We start from the raw sequence: 15,303 nt of genomic DNA on the forward strand, positions 1-15,303 counted from the left end.
CATCGCGTTCATCCGATCCATGCCTCCCAGTCGAAGAGCGGGAGGCCGAGCCGGTGCCTGAGCCGTTCGAGCTGCGAGACGGTCTCCGCCGCCGGCTGATTGCCGGTCGGGGTGCGCCGGACGGGCATCCGGAGCGGCAGCTCGGCGCGGAGCCCGGCGTCCGCGGCGGCCACGGCGGCGGCGGCCCGCTCGGCGTCCGCCCGGGTCACGACCGTGCTCGGCGTCATGGACCGGATCGCCTCCAGCGGGTCCGCCGGATCCGCCCGGTCCGGCGCGGGCGGTTTGCCCGCTTCGGCCGGCGCGGCCGGTGCGGCCGGTGGGCCGGGGCGGGCGCCTCCCGCGATCAGGAGGTCGACCTCCAGGCCCGTCCGCGCGGCGCTCCCGCCGCCGAGGACCTCCCGGCACAGCGCGATCCACCGCAGGCACTCGCCCGCCGCGGCCAGCGCGCGCGGCCAGTCGTCCCGCTCGATCGCCGCCGTGACGTCGTCCCGTCCGGGCTGGACGAGCATCGCGTGCGCGACCGCCGCGGCGATCCCCTCCGCCGCGTACCAGTGGGCGTCCCGCTCGGTGCTCATGCTCGCGTCCCGCTCGGTGCTCATGGGGTCGGCTCCAGCCGGGGCGTGAGGCCGCCGACGTCGACCGTCCAGCGCAGCGCGCCGTTGACGAGCCCGGCGAACACCGCCGCCGCGTCGCCGTCCAGGGCGTCGGCGACCGTCGCGGGCACCGACGGCACCGCCGGGACGAGGCGGCGGCCCGCGACCAGCAGGAACGGCTCGCCCGCCAGCGTCCACCGCTCGGCCTCCGGACTGACCCGGAGCCCGACGCGGCCGGGCGCCGCGGCCGGGTCGACGCCCAGCCGCCGCAGCACCCCGTCCAGGTCGGCGGCCCGGCGGGCGGCCCCGGCGTCGCGGGCGAGCGCGGCCACCTCAGGGGCGGCCGAGCGCGCCGGCAGCCATCGTTCGCCGAGGTGGTATTGGCCGGACAGGACGGCGGCCAGCTCCCAGGCGGCGGTCCCGGCGCGGCGGCACAGGTACCAGGCGCGGTCGGCGCCCGCCCGTTCCGCGAGCGCCGCGAAGGCCGTCAGCGCGGTCAGGTCCGCCAGCAGCGACGTGGTGATCAGGCCGACCGCCTGGGCGCGCTGCCCGCCGTCCAGCAGCGGCGGCGCCCCGGCGCGCAGCGGCACCGCGTTGAGCCACCGGCTGAGCAGCCACGCGTCGCCGCGGCCCGCGGGGCGCGCGCCATGGCCCGGACGCCGGCCGCCGACCACCCGGTCGATCGTGCACCGGTCCAGGTACCGGACGTCGACGCAGGTCCCGGCGGGGGTGAAGGCCAGCACCGGGCCGTCGAGCGCGGCCGGCCGGTCGCCGCCGGACACCACGTGCACGTCGATGTCGGACCGGTGGTCGCCGAGCCCGGCGGCCAGCGAGCCGACCAGGTACGGCTCGCCGTCGTACAGCGCCACGGCGTCGAGGACGTCCTCGACGCGGGCGTCCACGGCCTTGAGCGCGATCTCGGGCGCCACGGCGTGCGGCCGGGGCGCCGGACGCGGCGCGGGCGGGATCGTCGGCTGCGTCATCGGTGCTGCCCTCCAGGGCTCGGCGCGGTGCGGTGGGTGGCCTGAAGCGCCGCGCCGAGCCGCGCCTCCGCGATGTCCAGGTCGGCGCCGGAGAGGATCGCCGGAGGCAGCAGCCGGATCACCTCCGGCTGGCCGAGGCACGGCGACACGATCACGCCGGCCGACGCCAGCTCGACCAGCAGCGCGCCCGCGAGCTGCGCGTCGCGCAGCTCGACGCCCCAGAGATGCCCGCGGCCGCGCACGTCCGCGATCAGCTCCGGGTGGGCGCGGCGGAGCCGCGCCAGCATCGCCGCGAAGGCGGGCGCCCGGTCGGGCAGCCCTTCCACGACGTCCAGCGCGGCGAGCGCTGCCGCGGCCGCGAGCGGATGACCGCCGAACGTCGTCGAGTGCAGGAACGGGTCGCGCAGGAGCGGCGCGAACAGGTCGTCGGTGCCGACCACGGCGGAGATCGGCGCGACGCCGCCGCCGAGCGCCTTCCCGAGCAGGACGGCAGACACCGGCGCGCCGGCGTCCAGCGCGACGGACATGCCGCCGCACCTGCGGAACCCGGTCTGCACCTCGTCGGCGATGAAGTGGCAGCCGTGCCGCCGGGCCAGCTCGCCCCACCCGACGAGGACCTCCGCCGGGACCGGACGGACGCCGCCCTCCCCCTGCACGGGCTCCAGGATCAGCGCGGCGACGTCGCCCGCGGCGAGCTCCCGGTCGAGCGCGGCGAGGTCGGCGGCGTCGACGTGCGTCGTCGCCGCAAGATGGTCGGTGAACGGGCGGCGGTACCGGTCGTACCAGGTGGCGCTCAGCGCGCCCAGCGTCTTGCCGTGGAACGCGCCCACGGCCGCGACGACCCGCGGCCGGCCCGTCGCGGCCCGCGCGAGCTTCAGCGCGAGGTCGACGGCGTCCGCGCCGTTGCAGCCAAACCAGCAGCGGCGCAACGGTCCGTCGCCGAGCGCCTCGACCAGGCGGGACGCGAGACGCGGCGTCACCTCGTTCGCCAGCGACCGGGTGCTGGTGGGCAGCCGGCCGAGCTGCGCGGCGACGGCGGCTGTCACGGCCGGATGCCGGTGTCCGAGCAGCGTGACGCCGTAGCTGCCGAGGTCGAGCAGGCGCCGCCCGTCCGAGAGCGTCACCCAGGCGCCGTCGGCCTCCCGCTCCCAGGCGCCGCCGCCCGCCATCCGGTGCGCCAGGGCGAGCCCGGGCGACAGGTGGTGGCGCTCGGCGAGCAGCGGATCGAAGGGCGCGGTGGTCGGGGGTCCGGCCGGCGCCACCGCCGGTGTCATGTTCATGAGCGCAGGTCCAGCGACAGCGGGCGACCGCCGCCGGCGGCGGCGATCAGCGACTCGCACAGCGGCAGGGAGGGCGGGTGGTGGTGCGCGGCCAGCGCGTCCAGGACCCGCGCCGACGCGGGGGCGCCCGCGGTGTACGCGGCGGCGCCGAGCACCGGCCGCAGCTCCGCGAGGACCCGGTCGGTGACCGCGCTGAGCTGGAGCCGCAGCGCCGCCGCCGAGACGAGCGCCGCGTCACCGGCGACGAGGCCGCTCGTCCAGGCGTGCCCCAGGCCCTGGGCGGACGAGCCGAACGCGCGCAGCTCGCCCGCGGCCGCCGTCAGCGCGGCCTCCCGCACCCGCTCCGGCAGGCGCGGCGGCGCGGCGGCGGCGAGCTCGACCAGGCCGCTCATGACCCCGTGGTACGTCGCGCTGATCAGCACGGCGAACCAGACCAGCCCGCCGACCACGACGTCGTCGATCGTTCCCGCCGGGGCCTCGTGGAAGACCAGGCGCCGGTCGATCTCGACGTCCGTCAGCTCCACCCGCGCCGTGTCGGACGCGCCCATCCCGAGCGACGGCCATCCCCCGGTGACCTTCAGCCCCGGAGCCTGCGCGGGGCAGAGCGCGACGATCGTCACGTCCTCCCCGACCACCTGGGCGGAGAGGCAGAAGAGCTTCGCCGTCGTGGACAGCGAGCAGGGGAACTTCACGCCCGTCAGCCGGAAGCCGCCGTCCGTCCGCTCAGCGCGCGTCGTGCTGCGCAGGATGTTCGGGCTGCCGCCCGGCTCGGCGAACGCGGACGCGACCAGCTCGTGCCCGGTGGCGATGGCCTCCAGCAGCATCCAGGACGTGTCGCGTTCCCGCCGCCAATGGTCGGTCATCAGGCCCACCGACAGCATGTGCATGTTCAGCGCGACCGCGATCGAGGGGTCGGCGAGCGCCATGTTCCGCTGGACCGACGCCGCCTGAAGGAGGTCGCCGCCGCCCCCGCCGAACTCCTCGGGGATCGGCAGGACGGCCGGGTCGCCGGCCGCCGCCGCCAGGATCCGTTCGGCGGCGGTCAGCCCCGCGTCCGGCGGTGGCAGCTCGGGCGGCGCGGGCGCGGCGGGCCAGCCGGCGGCGAGGACCTCGCCCCACCCTCCGGGGCCCGCGTCCCGTCCCGGACGGCTCGGGTCGCCGTGGTGCACGGACCCGCTCATGACTCTCCCCCGTCCTGGCGCGGGCTCGCCGCGCCGGTCTCGGGCCTGCTGCCGGCCAGAGGCTCTGGTCTGAGTTCGTCCGGCGGCTCGGGCCGGATGTCGGCGAGGGGCTCGACGCGCTTCTCGCCGGGCGTGGGCAGCTCCGAGACGTCCGCGCAGAGGTCGAGCATCGCCGTCCACAGGTCGCGCGGAAGCCGGACGGCCCCGCCGCCGTCCCCGTGGTCGGCGGGCAGGTGGTCGGCGGGCAGGTGGGCGGCGAAGGCCGCCTTCATGAGGAGGGCGCGGCGCCACAGCGAGTCGCCGGGCGCGCCGACCGGGCCGCCCGCGGGCAGCGAGTCGTCGACCCGGGCGACGTCGGACAGCCGGGCCGGATCGATCCGCAGCGGTGCGGGCGGCCCGTCCAGGGTCCGCGCGAGCAGCCGGACCATCTCGGCCCGGTCGAGCATGACGGACAGGTCACGGATGATGTCGGCGGGCTCGTCCGGGATGTGGACGTACGTCACGAGGCGGCAGGGCGCGCCGAGCTCGCGGCGCAGCTGGCCGGGCCGCTGCCGCGCCGGCATCGCCGGGCCCTTGAGCCTCGCCAGCCGCACCGACGCGGGCGTGCCGTCCACCGGGGCGGTGTCGCGGAGCAGGAAGCCGTACAGGGGGCCGAGCGACAGGAGCAGCTCGCTCAGCTCGATCCGCTCGACCGGGGCGATGTTCCACTGGTAGCGCCAGATCTCGCGGATCATGATGGGCGTGAGCCGGCTGCGGAACATGCCGACGATCTCGAACCCGTGCCGGGGCAGGAAGGCGGCGACGCGCGGGAACACCCCGTCGATCCAGCCCTCCGGCTTGACCGCCAGGATCGCGTAGCGCTGCAGCGAGTCCACGACCGCGGGGCCCACTTCGGCGAGCAGCCTGCAGCAGGCGACCTTGAAGCAGGGTTCGTCCCGGTATAACTCCCATTTGCGCGGGCTCATGGTGAGCCTGGAACTGAAACGGTCGGCCTCGGACGGGTCGACCGCACCTAACGAGCGGTTCCCCGTCATGACCATATTGGTGGACACGATGCCCCCTTAGTGTTCCGGTCGGGACTCGACGCAATTCCCCTGATCGCGTCCCCCTGGAGTCCCGGCGCCGTCGCCGCGGCCGTCAGCCCTCGTCGAGGCAATCCGGCTGAGTGGCGATGATGTAGTCGAATATGGGCTGTGCGCTGTACCAGCCGGCCAGTGGGAATCCGACGTGACCGCGAATGATCCGGGCGGTCTCCGGCGGGATCAGTTCGGGCACCCCCGCGACCGAGGCGGTCAACTCCGCCTGGCACGAATGCTCCATGCTGATGAACCAGAAGGCCGCCTCGTCGACGGATTGGCCGACGGTGAAGATTCCGTGGTTGCCGACGAGCGCGGCTTTGTTGTCGCCGATAGCCTCGGTGATCCGCTTGCCCACTTCTTCGTTGTTCGCGACGCGTCCGGCTTCGTCGGTGCCGACGCCGTGGTCCTCGAAGAATATGCACGCGTCCTGCGTGATCGGACGGAGCGGGCGATGCAATGAGGCGAACGTCTTTCCGTACATCGAGTGGGCGTGGGCGACGCACAGGACATCGCTGCGCGCCGCGTGCACCTGCGAGTGGATCATGAGGGCGGAGCGGCTCACCGGCCAGTCGCCGACCAGCACGTTCCCGTCCGAGTCGACCAGCTGAAGGTCGCGGACGCGGACCAGCCTGAAGCTCATCGGGAATGGGTTCACCCAGAAGCAGTCGGTGCGTTCGGGGTCGCGTACCGTGATGTATCCGGCGGCGCCTTCGTCGAACCCGTAGTGCGCGAAGACACGAAAAGCCACGGCGAGGCGCTGCTTTCGGTAGAGCCTTTCCTCGGCCGGCGTCCGCGCCACGAAAGGTTCGTGCGGAGTGCGCGCTCCGGTACTCGATTCGATCATCTCGGGCCCCCTGGCTCCGACCGCCTGCAACTCTTCGTGTCTGGCAAGCTAACTTCTCCGGAACTTTGCGTCAAGATTTGGGTTGACCACATCCTGCCAAGATTTTGACTTTCACTCGTTTCGGACTTGGTCCGATGACCAAAAAGAAGTCACGCCCACCCGAATGTGAAGAATATTCAGGGCGCTGTCCAGGTGTTTCGCCGAGCCTCCGGAAAACAGCAGGCCGATTGTCGCCGTAATTACCGGCCGAAAAGTGGCCCACTATGGCAACCACATGCCCGGGACGGCGGCCGCACAGATCGCGGCACCATGATTATTCTGCCCGAAATCTTCCCGGTCCAAGCCCGCATTTCGACATCAACAGAAAATTCGATACTCGTCAACAGTCGGCGAATTGAGCCGCCCGGCGCGGAATGCAGCCGCACGGTGACAGGGCGGGGCCCTTAAGCGCCCGTCACGGATTGGCGTTGCGCGACGGCGCGGGCGGCGGCGGCGCGGGCGGCGGCGCGGCGGGCGCGGACGACCCCGCGGACGTCTCGTCAGCGGAGCGGGCCGCTGACGAGAGCGCCGCGGGCGGGGACGCGTCCTCCATCGGAAGGCGCACCCGGCGGAGCCGGCGGGGCGTCCACCACGCGGCCCGGCCGAGGAGCCCCATCGTCGCGGGCACCAGCAGCGCCCGGACGACGGTCGCGTCGAGCAGCACCGCGATGATCATGGCGATGCCGATCAGCTTCACGAACGCGATCCCGGACGCCGAGAAGGCCGCGATCACGACGATGAGCAGCAGCGCGGCGCCGGTGATGATCTTCCCGGTGTGCTGGAGACCGGTCGCGACGGCGTCCTCCGGGTCGCCGGTGGCGAGGTACCGCTCGCGGATCCGCGACAGCAGGAACACCTCGTAATCCATGGACAGGCCGAAGACGATGGCCAGCACGAGGATCGGCTGCGTCGCGTCGAGCGTCCCCGTCGCCGTGAAGTCCAGGAGCCCGGACAGGTGGCCGTCCTGGAAGATCCAGACGACCGCGCCGAAGGACGCGCCGAGCGAGACCACGTTCAGCGCCAGCGCCTTCACGGGCAGCAGCGGCGCCCCGAACGCCAGGAAGAGCAGCACGAACGTCACCCCGGCGATGATCAGCAGCATCCAGGGCAGCCGGGCGCCGAGATCGTCCAGCATGTCGGCGAGCTCCGCCGGTTTGCCCCCGACCAGCACGACGGCTCCCGGCGGCGGCTCCACCGCCCGGACCTGCCGCACCAGATCCCGCGAGCGCGCCGACAGCTGGTCGCTCCGGTACTCGACGGTGATCCGGGCCGTGTCGCCGGCCGCCCCGCTGACCTCAGCCTCCCGGACGTCCGGCAGACCGGCGATCGACGCGGTGTACGCGGCGAGCGCGGCCTTCCCGGCCGGGGCGGCGGCGTCTCCGGGGAGCGTGACGACCGCCTGGATCGGGGAGGACGCGCCGCCGCCGAAGTCGCGGTCGATGCGCTCGGCGACCTGCCTGCTCTCGGTCGATGCGGGGAGCGCCCGGTAGTCGACGCCGCCGAACTCGACGCGCAGGAACGGCAGCCCGAGCGCGATCAGCACGGCGGTGATGGCCACGGCGAACAGCACCGGCCGGCGCATCACGCCCCGCGCGAGCCGGTACCACCTGCCGTCCTCGATGCCGTCCCTGGCACCGTCGCCAACACCGTCACCGTCACCGTCACCGGCAGCGGCCTTCCGCGCCCCGCGGACGCGGACGCGCCCGCGGCGGGCGGCGAACGGGAGGCGGACGGCGAGCGCGTCGACCCGATGTCCGAGCGTCCCGAGCAGCGCGGGCAGCACGACGACCGCGGCGAGGACGGCGATCAGCACCGCCGCCAGGCCGCCGAAGCCCATCGACCTGAGGAACCCCTCCGGGAAGATGAGCAGGCCGGACAGCGAGATCGCCACCGTGACCCCGGAGACCGCGATCGTCCGCCCCGCGGTCGCCGAGGTGCGGGCCACGGCCTCCTCGACCGACAGACCTCTGCCCAGTTCCTCCCGGAACCGGCTGACCATGAAGAGCGCGTAGTCGATCGCGAGGCCGAGCCCGAGGATGGTGACGATCTGCACGGAGTACACCGAGACGGACGTCACGTAGGTGAGCGCGTGCAGCGCGCTGAACGCGCCGAGGATCGCGGTCGCCCCGATGACCAGCGGCAGCGCGGCCGAGACGAGGCCCCGGAAGATCAGGACGAGCAGCACCAGCAGCACCGGCGCCGACAGCAGCTCCGAGCGCGCGATGTCCTCGGCGACCTGGTCGTTGATGTCGCGGTCGATGGCCTCCAGCCCGCCGATCCGGGTGTCGAGGCCGGGCACGCGCAGGCCGGCCTCGATCCGCTCGAACAACTCCTCGCGCCGCTCCTCGTCCCCGCGCAGCGTGATCGCCGCGTAGGTCGCGCGGCGGTCGGCGCTCACCAGGTCGGCGGAGCCGCTGTTCCAGTAGGTGACCGCGCGCTGGACGGCGTCCGGCGGCAGCGCGCCGACGGCGGAGACGACCGCGCCCCGGAACCCGGGATCGTCGACGGTGACGCGGTCGCTGCGGTACAGGACGAGCACGTCGGCGTCATCGCGGCCGAGCCGGTCCGCGATCGCCTCGGCGGCGCGGACGCTGTCGCTGTGCGGGGCGTCGAAGCCGCCGCCGGCCAGGGCCGGGAAGACGCGGGTCCCCCACACGCCCGCGAACAGCACCGCCCCGAGGGCGCAGCCGAGCACGAGTCTCCGGTGGCGGTGCACCCACCTTCCCAGCCGCTCGAACATTGGCCTCTCTTCCGGGAGCGTCGTCTAGACGGAGTAGCGTTCAGATGGAGTAGCGTTCCTTGCGCGGATCGAGCCGGGCGACGGCGACGGCGGTGAACACCCCCCCGAACAGGACGAGCAGCGCCGAGCTCTCCAGCACGACGCTCCACCGTCCGGCCCCGAGGGTCGCCTCGTCGACGGCCCGCATCGCCCAGTAGTGCGGGGTCGCGTAGCCGGCGGTCTGCGACCATTCCGGGAGCTGCGGCGAGGCGACGATCGCGCCGCCCAGCGCCCCGAGGACCATGAGGATCAGGTACGTCAGCGAGAAGAACAGCTCGGCCCGCCTGATCATCGTGTAGAGGAGCGCGCCGGTCGCCACGCCCGTGATCGTGAACGGCACCAGGACGAGGACGAGCTGGGCCGTCCCGGTCCAGGCGCCCGCCCGCAGCGGCAGGTCGAGCACGGTGACGGCGAAGACCGCGAACACGGTGAGCTGGCCGATCCCGATGGTGAGCACCGGGAGGCACTTCCCGAGCAGGTACGCGACCTTCCGCGGCGCGGCCGTGGCGGTGCGCCGCCATGTGTGGGAGTCGAACTCGCGGTAGAGCGCCCGTCCGACGTAGTTGACCGTCATGTAGGAGAACATGACGCCGAATCCGACGGTGACGCGTCCGGTCGCGCCGGCCTGGCTGAGCCCGGCGACCGCCGGCCCGAGGATGGCGCTGGACACGGCCGGCAGCAGCACGAACCACACGAACGGGAACTTGGCCCGGACGAGCGCGCGGTACTCGATCTGCGCGAAGCTGCCGATGACGGCGATCACCGGGGGTCCTCCGCGACGGCGGCGCGCAGCGACGGGTCGCGCCGCAGCAGGTCGCGCAGCGAGGGCGCCTTGACCTGGACGGAGTGCAGCGCGTCGGCGCCGCCGATGCCGGCCTCGGCGGCGGCGCGCTGGAGGTCGTCGATGGAGCCGAGCGGGCTGTGCAGCTCGGTCAGCTTGACGGCGCCGTCGTCGGTCACGTGCTCGACGTACCCGAGGCGCCGCTGCCGGGCGAGGTAGCCGCCGAGCGGGCCGAGGTCGTACGTCCGGCCGTCGCTGAGGACGGTGATGGACGAGCACAGCTCCTCGACGTCCTCCGGGTAGTGCGCGGTCACCAGGATCGCGACGTCCTGCGCGCGCCATTCGCCGACCAGGCCGATGAGCTTCTGCCGGGTCTCGAAGTCGAGGGCGGTCGTTGGCTCGTCGAGCAACCGGACCGCCGGACGGTGGACGAACGCGCACGCCAGGTGCACCAGCCGCCGCTGCCCGCCCGACAGGAACCGGGCGGGCCGGTCCCGGAGCGCGTCGAGGTCGAAGTCGTCGACCGCCTGCTCCACGAGGTCCGCGATCCGCCATCGGCGCGTCGCGAGCCGGGCCGCGTGCGTCAGGTTCTCGGCGACGGTCAGGTGCTGGTAGAGGGCGACGTCCTGGGTGGCGTAGCCGATGGGCCCCGCCGCGTCCGGGTCGGCCTTGATCAGGCCCTCCCGCTTCCCCTCGATCGAGTCGGTGACGGCGCCGAGCAGCGTGGACTTCCCGCTGCCGTTGGCGCCGAGCAGGCCCACGGCCAGCCCGGGTTCCAGCCGCAGTGAGGCTCCGCGCAGGACTGGCGTCCCGCCCGGGTAACCGAACCAGAGGTCCTCGACGGACAGCATGGGAGCAGGCTAGAACACTGACCGACAGTCGGTCAACGAACGGGGTGGGGCTATCCTGGCGCTGTGCGGCGCAAGGAACAGGCGGAGGCATCGCGGGCGGGCCTCCTGGAGGCGGCCCGGCGGTGCTTCACCGAGCAGGGCTACGAGGCCACCACGGTGTCCGCGATCCTCGACCGGGCCGGCATGGCGCGCGGCGCCCTCTACCACTACTTCCCCGGCGGCAAGCGCGAGATCTTCGCCGCCGTCTTCGAGCTGGTGGACGAGGCGTTCCACGACCGCCGCGACGCCCTGTTCGCGCTCGACTCGCCCCTCGCGCGGATCCGGGCCGGCATCCGGCTGTTCCTCGACCTGTGCGTCGAGGACGACTTCGCCCGGATCATCCTGATCGACGCCCCCGAGATCTTCCCCGGCCAGGCCGACCGCGGCAGCTCCTACGCGCTGCTCCACGCCCAGCTCAAGGAGGCCACCGCGACCGGCGAGGTCCGGTCCTTCCAGCCGGAGGTGATGGCGGCCGCGCTCTACGGCGCCGTCCGCAGGGCGGGCGAGGTCGTCATCTCGGCCCCCGACCGTCCCCAGGCCGCCGACCAGGCCGCCCAGGCCCTCGACGTCCTCCTCGACGGCCTCGCCGCCAAGGCCCCTTCCCCCTGACCTCTCCATCGCCGCGAAGGACGCCGGCGACGCGAGCCGCGCTCGGCCCCCCGCGACTGTCGTCTACGGCCGGGGGTTGACGGTGTCGACGACGACCGTCCGGTGACTGACCGTCTCGTCGAAATCCAGGAGCACGGCGCGCGCGTCCGGCTCGACGACGGCCGTCGTCAGGTCGTCTCCGGCGAAGGCCCGAATGGCGGAAAGCGAATCCCAGAGGGTCATGACTTCCAGTTCGACCCGGCCGTCCGATTCCCGCTGGAACAAATAGGCGCCCCGCTGGCCGCCGAGGCCGCGAAGCGCCGGCAATACCGAGCCGGTGAAATGTTCGCGGTAGGCCGCCGCGCCTTCCGCGGTGGCGGTCGCGCGCCACACTCTGGCGATCGTCATGGACCGACGCTACCGGCTCCGGTCATTGCCGGCGGACGAAACCATGGCGCGCCAGAAGGTCGACGAAAACGTGGCCGGCGGGGGTGAGCTGCCTGCCGGTGCCCCGGCAGGCGTCGCAGGCGGTCTCCTCCGGCTCGGCGGGACGGGCCTTCATGTGATCCTCGATGGCACGCTCCACGACGGCGACGACGGCGGGGCCGCCGATCCCGTCCGGAATGGTGTCGGGGACCTGGGCGGGACGTAACTCGTACGCGCGGTGCGCGGCCTCGGCCACGGCGATCAGTTCCGTGGCGCGCTGGTGCCATTCCCGCCATTGCGCGTTCCGTGTCCTGCCGGTCCCGGCGCACTCGGCGCAGTCGCATTCGAGCGCTTCGAGGAGCCGCAGCAAATGGCCGGCCGCGTCATCCGCCCTACGGTCCCTGTCCATGCACAGTCCCGGTGTCTGGGGTCCCGCCCGGACCACCCCACTGGCTCGTACGCACGGTGACCTCGTCTGGTTCGCCCGCGGTGCCGCCATCTGGTCCGCGCGTCCAGGACAGGAGTGTTTTGGGGGGCGGGCGCCGGGTAGGTGCACCGGCGCGCCGAGGGTGAGGGGTGGTGTGACGTGGGCGTTCGCACGTGGATCGGATCATGGCCCGTCTACCGCCAGTTCACCGGCGACGACCCGCTCGGCCGGGGCGCCGCGGCGAAGAGCGCGGCGACCGAGCGGATCGAGGCGCGGGTGAGCGCCGCCGACCGGGTCGTGAAGTCCGTCTGCCCGTACTGCGCGGTCGGCTGCGGGCAGGACGTGTACGTCCAGGACGGCGAGGTCACCCAGATCGAGGGCGACCCGGACTCACCGGTCAGCCGGGGGCGGCTGTGCCCGAAGGGCTCGGCCAGCCTCCAGCTGACCACCGGGTCGGCCCGCGAGTACCGCGTGCTCTACCGGCGGCCGCACGGCACCCGGTGGGAGCGGCTCGGCCTCGGCGAGGCGATGGAGATGATCGCGGACCGGGTGATCGAGGCGCGCCGGAGCGGCTGGCAGTGGGAGGACGAGGGCGTCCGGGTCCGCCGGACCCTGGGCATCGCGAGCCTCGGCGGCGCCACCCTCGACAACGAGGAGAACTACCTGATCAAGAAGCTGTTCACCGCGCTCGGCGCGGTGCAGATCGAGAATCAGGCGCGTGTTTGACACTCGTCCACCGTTCCCGGTCTGGGGACCTCGTTCGGACGCGGCGGCGCGACCACCTTCCAGCAGGATCTGCAGAACGCGGACTGCATCGTCGTCCAGGGCTCGAACATGGCCGAGTGCCATCCGGTCGGGTTCCAGTGGGTGATGGAGGCGAAGGCGCGCGGGGCGAAGCTGATCCATGTCGATCCGCGGTTCACGCGCACGAGCGCGCTCGCGGACGTTCACGTCCCCCTGCGCGCGGGCAGTGACATCGCTTTCCTGGGCGGGATCGTCAATTACGTCTTGCAGAACGAGAAGTACTTCCGCGACTACGTGCTCGCGTACACGAACGCGCCGGTGATCGTCTCCGACGAGTTCCGCGACACCGAAGACCTGGACGGCGTCTTCTCCGGCCTGAATCGCGAAACCCGCAGTTATGACCACAGCACGTGGCAGTACGCGGGAATGAACGTCCAGTCCGCGGCCGGGGAACGGGACATGCAGTGGGACGAGCGCGTCGAGGCCGTGTCGGAGGCGGGACGCGGCGAGGCGCACGGGTCCGGCGGCGCGGCGATCGGCGAGGGCGTCCCGGAGCGCGACCCGGATCTGGAGCATCCGAAGTGCGTGTTCCAGGTGCTCAAGCGCCATTTCGCGCGGTACACCCCGGAAATGGTCGAGCGGGTCTGCGGCGTCCCGCGCGACCAGTTCCAGACGGTCTGCGAAATGGTCACGGAGAACTCCGGCCGCGACCGGACGACGGCGTTCGCCTACGCGGTCGGCTGGACGCAGCACACCGTCGGCGTCCAGTACATCCGGACGGCCGCGATCCTGCAGGCGCTGCTCGGCAACATCGGGCGTCCGGGCGGCGGCATCCTGGCGCTGCGCGGCCACGCGTCCATCCAGGGCTCGACGGACATCCCGACGCTGTTCAACCTCCTGCCCGGCTACATCCCGATGCCGCACGCGCACACCAACGAGGACCTGGACGCGTTCGTCCAGGCCGAGTCGGCGCACAAGGGCTTCTGGGGCAACATGCGCGCCTACATGGTCAGCCTGCTGAAGTCGTACTGGGGCGACGCGGCGACGGAGGACAACGACTACTGCTTCGACTACCTGCCGCGTCTGACGGGCTCGCACAGCACGTACGAGACGGCGATGGCGCAGATCGACGGGGTCTGCAAGGGCTACTTCCTGATGGGCGAGAACCCGGCAGTCGGGTCCGCGAACGCCAAGATCCAGCGGCTGGGGATGGCGAACCTGGACTGGCTCGTCGTCCGCGACTTCTCGCTGATCGAGTCGGCGACGTGGTGGCAGAACGGCGCGGAGATCGAGACGGGCGAGCTGCGCACCGAGGACATCGGCACCGAGGTGTTCTTCCTGCCCGCCGCCGCGCACACCGAGAAGGACGGCAGCTTCACCAACACGCAGCGGATGCTCCAGTGGCACCACAAGGCCGTCGAGCCCGCCGGGGACGCGCGCAGCGACCTGTGGTTCATGTACCACCTGGGCCGGATCATCAGGGAGAAGCTGGCCGGGTCGTCCGACGAGATGGACCGTCCGGTGCTCGACCTGACCTGGGACTACCCGACCGAAGGCCCCCTGGACGAGCCGGACGCCGAAGCGGTGCTCGCGGAGATCAACGGCTTCGACGGGGACGGCGCGCCGCTGTCGTCGTACACGCAGCTCAAGGACGACGGCTCCACAAGGTGCGGCTGCTGGATCTACTGCGGCTGCTACGCGGACGGCGTCAACCAGCCCGCCCGCCGCAAGCCCGGCCGCGAGCAGAACTGGGTGGCGCCCGAATGGGGCTGGGCGTGGCCCGCGAACCGCCGCATCATCTACAACCGCGCGTCCGCCGACCCGGACGGAAACCCGTGGAGCGAACGCAAGGCCCTCGTCTGGTGGGACGCCGACCAGGGCAAATGGACGGGCCACGACGTGCCCGACTTCATCGCCGACCGTCCGCCCGGCCACCGGCCGCCGCCCGACGCGACCGGCCCGGACGCGCTCGCCGGCGACGACCCGTTCATCATGCAGGCGGACGGCAAGGCCTGGCTCTACGTCCCGGCCGGGCTGACGGACGGCCCGCTCCCCGCGCACTACGAGCCGCAGGAGTCGCCGTTCTCGAACCCGCTGTACGGGCAGCAGCGCAACCCCGTCCGGCATCTGCCGGCGCCGCATCCCGACAACCGGTACGGGCCGAGCGACGGCGAGCCGGGCGCGGACGTGTACCCGTTCGTCGCGACGACGTACCGGCTCACCGAGCACCACACGGCGGGCGGCATGTCGCGCTGGCAGCCGTACCTGGCCGAGTTGCAGCCGGAGTTCTTCTGCGAGGTGTCACCTGAGCTGGCGGCGCTGCGGGGGCTGGAGCACGGCGGCTGGGCGACGATCGTCAGCCCGCGCGCCGTCGTCGAGGTGCGGGTCCTGGTGACCGACCGGATGTCGCCCCTCACCGTGGACGGCCGCACGCTGCACCAGGTCGGCCTGCCGTACCACTGGGGCCCGAACGGCTACAGCCGCGGCGACGCCGCGAACGAGCTGCTGCACCTCTCCCTGGACCCGAACACCCACATCCAGGAGGCGAAGGCCCTGTCGTGCGACATCCGGCCGGGCAGGCGCCCGCGCGGCCCCGCCGCCGACGCGTTCGTCCGCGAGTACCGCGAACGCGCCGGCATCACCGACCAGACAGGCACCGAGGTCTAGCG

Annotated in this window: 13 protein-coding genes; 2 read left to right on the plus strand and 11 right to left on the minus strand. The window is 72.9% G+C overall.

All coding sequences use genetic code 11. From position 1 onward, the window contains the following. Positions 1–8: 8 nt before the first annotated feature. The 9 genes from ACH34T_RS34675 to ACH34T_RS34715 form a co-directional block, all read right to left on the minus strand. Positions 9–599, minus strand: a complete 591-nt coding sequence (locus ACH34T_RS34675) for a hypothetical protein (RefSeq protein ID WP_396025191.1) — start codon at positions 597–599, stop codon at positions 9–11. Then, complete coding sequence (locus ACH34T_RS34680) at positions 596–1,576, minus strand: hypothetical protein (protein ID WP_396025192.1); 981 nt, start codon at positions 1,574–1,576, stop codon at positions 596–598. Before ACH34T_RS34680 ends, ACH34T_RS34675 begins: the two co-directional genes overlap by 4 nt. Next, entirely contained in the window at positions 1,573–2,856 is a 1,284-nt protein-coding gene (locus tag ACH34T_RS34685; RefSeq protein WP_396025193.1) for an aspartate aminotransferase family protein, read from the minus strand. Before ACH34T_RS34685 ends, ACH34T_RS34680 begins: the two co-directional genes overlap by 4 nt. Then, positions 2,853–4,037, minus strand: a complete 1,185-nt coding sequence (locus ACH34T_RS34690) for a hypothetical protein (protein WP_396025194.1) — start codon at positions 4,035–4,037, stop codon at positions 2,853–2,855. Before ACH34T_RS34690 ends, ACH34T_RS34685 begins: the two co-directional genes overlap by 4 nt. Then, entirely contained in the window at positions 4,034–5,089 is a 1,056-nt protein-coding gene (locus ACH34T_RS34695; protein ID WP_396025195.1) for a hypothetical protein, read from the minus strand. Before ACH34T_RS34695 ends, ACH34T_RS34690 begins: the two co-directional genes overlap by 4 nt. 85 nt (positions 5,090–5,174) lie before the next feature. Beyond that, positions 5,175–5,960 carry a class II aldolase/adducin family protein gene (locus tag ACH34T_RS34700; RefSeq protein WP_396025196.1) on the minus strand — a complete coding sequence of 262 codons (786 nt, stop codon included), beginning with the start codon at positions 5,958–5,960 and terminating at the stop codon, positions 5,175–5,177. A 454-nt stretch (positions 5,961–6,414) separates the two neighbouring features. Further along, complete coding sequence (locus ACH34T_RS34705; RefSeq protein ID WP_396025197.1) at positions 6,415–8,739, minus strand: MMPL family transporter; 2,325 nt, start codon at positions 8,737–8,739, stop codon at positions 6,415–6,417. A gap of 40 nt (positions 8,740–8,779) precedes the next feature. Next, positions 8,780–9,541 carry an ABC transporter permease gene (locus ACH34T_RS34710; protein WP_396025198.1) on the minus strand — a complete coding sequence of 254 codons (762 nt, stop codon included), beginning with the start codon at positions 9,539–9,541 and terminating at the stop codon, positions 8,780–8,782. Beyond that, complete coding sequence (locus ACH34T_RS34715; protein ID WP_396025199.1) at positions 9,538–10,410, minus strand: ATP-binding cassette domain-containing protein; 873 nt, start codon at positions 10,408–10,410, stop codon at positions 9,538–9,540. Before ACH34T_RS34715 ends, ACH34T_RS34710 begins: the two co-directional genes overlap by 4 nt. 63 nt (positions 10,411–10,473) lie before the next feature. Between ACH34T_RS34715 and ACH34T_RS34720 the strand changes: the two genes are divergently transcribed. Then, positions 10,474–11,058 carry a TetR/AcrR family transcriptional regulator gene (locus ACH34T_RS34720; RefSeq protein ID WP_396025200.1) on the plus strand — a complete coding sequence of 195 codons (585 nt, stop codon included), beginning with the start codon at positions 10,474–10,476 and terminating at the stop codon, positions 11,056–11,058. Positions 11,059–11,121: 63 nt separating this feature from the next. On the opposite strand, the gene ACH34T_RS34725 is transcribed toward ACH34T_RS34720, so the two are convergent. Continuing rightward, positions 11,122–11,445, minus strand: coding sequence for a hypothetical protein (locus ACH34T_RS34725; protein WP_396025201.1), 324 nt, complete (start codon positions 11,443–11,445; stop codon positions 11,122–11,124). A 22-nt stretch (positions 11,446–11,467) separates the two neighbouring features. Next, on the minus strand, positions 11,468–11,872 hold the full coding sequence (locus tag ACH34T_RS34730) for a hypothetical protein (protein ID WP_396025202.1): 405 nt from the start codon (positions 11,870–11,872) through the stop codon (positions 11,468–11,470). 177 nt (positions 11,873–12,049) lie between these two features. Here ACH34T_RS34730 and fdh point away from each other — a divergent pair, with 177 nt between their 5' ends. Beyond that, complete coding sequence (gene fdh / locus ACH34T_RS34735; RefSeq protein ID WP_396025203.1) at positions 12,050–15,301, plus strand: formate dehydrogenase; 3,252 nt, start codon at positions 12,050–12,052, stop codon at positions 15,299–15,301. The last annotated feature ends 2 nt before the right edge of the window (positions 15,302–15,303 follow it).

This window comes from Actinomadura sp. 9N215 (genome assembly GCF_044326345.1).
In the GTDB taxonomy this organism is placed as follows: Bacteria; Actinomycetota; Actinomycetes; order Streptosporangiales; family Streptosporangiaceae; genus Spirillospora.